Origin of the sequence: Endozoicomonas acroporae, from assembly GCF_002864045.1 — a bacterium.
Lineage (GTDB): Bacteria > Pseudomonadota > Gammaproteobacteria > Pseudomonadales > Endozoicomonadaceae > Endozoicomonas > Endozoicomonas acroporae.
The window spans coordinates 1-1,312 of record NZ_PJPV01000197.1 but is presented as its reverse complement, the minus strand read 5'-3'; the positions used below and the strand labels follow the sequence as shown (position 1 = coordinate 1,312).

Below are 1,312 nucleotides of genomic sequence, written 5' to 3'. Positions count from 1 at the left end.
CATGGCCGCCCTGTTGACTCACGTGAACCTACAGAAAGACCAATTCAAGGCCCAGGGTATCGCCAACCTGCTGTGGGCTCTGGCGAAACTGGTGGACAACGGGGAGTGGACACCAGAGCTCAAAGAAGCTGTAGCCGCGCTGTTGCCCCATGTGAACGCACAGAAAGACCAATTTACTCCTCAGCACATCGCCAACCTGCTGTGGGCCATAGCGAAACTGTCGGACAACGGGCAGAAGCGGACACCAGAGCTCAACGAGGCCTTAACCGTGCTGCTGCCCCACGTGAACGTACAGAAAGACCAATTTATTCCTCAGGGTATCGCCAACCTGCTGTGGGCCATAGCGAAACTGGTGGACAACGGCCAGGAACAGACACCAGAGCTCAACCAGGCCGTGGCCGCTTTGTTACCCCGGGTGAACTTACAGAAAACTAACTGTAACCCTCAGGAGATCACCAACCTGCTGTGGGCCATGGCGAAACTGTTGGACAGCGGGCAGGAACGGACACCAGGGCTCAACGAGGCCATGGCTGCGCTGTTGCCCCATGTGAACGCACAGAAAGACCTGTTTAATGCCCAGGCCATTGTCAACCTGCTGTGGGCCATGGCGAAACTGGTGGACAACGGGTTGGAGCGGACACCAGGGCTCAAAGAGGCCGTGGCCGCCCTGTTGCCCATCGTGAACGCACAGAAAAACCAGCTTAATGCCCAGGGAATCGCCAACCTGCTGTGGGCCATGGCGAAACTGGTGGACAACGGGCTGGCGCGGACACCAGGGCTCAAAGAGGCGGTGGTTGCGCTGTTACCCCATGTGAACGCACAGAAAGGCCAATTTACTGCCCAGGGTATCGCCAACCTGCTGTGGGCCATAGCGAAACTGGTGGGCAACGGGCAGAAGCAGACACCGGGGCTCAACGATGCCCTGGTCGCGCTGTTGCCCCGGGTGAACGCACAGAAAACCCAATTTCATGCCCAGGTTATCGCCAACCTGCTGTGGGCCATGGCGAAACTGGTGGACAACGGGCAGGAGCGGACACCAGCACTCAACGAGGTCGTGGCCGCGCTATTGCCCCAGGTGATCGCACAGAAAGCTAACTTTAAACCACAGGAAATCACCAACCTGCTGTGGGCCATGGCGAAACTGGTGGACAACGGGCAGGAGCGGACACCAGAGCTCAACGAGGCCATGGCCGCGTTGTTGCCCCACGTGAGCGCACAGAAAGCCAGCTTTACACCACAGGGTATAACCAATCTGCTGTGGGCCATGGCGAAACTGGTGGACAACGGGCAGGAGTCGACACCAGAGTTCAAC

Annotated in this window: 1 protein-coding gene; it reads left to right on the top strand. The window is 58.4% G+C overall.

The features are described from left to right. Positions 1–1,312 (top strand): DUF1601 domain-containing protein (locus tag CX664_RS23625; protein WP_146000280.1); only part of this gene is annotated, 1,312 nt, incomplete at both ends.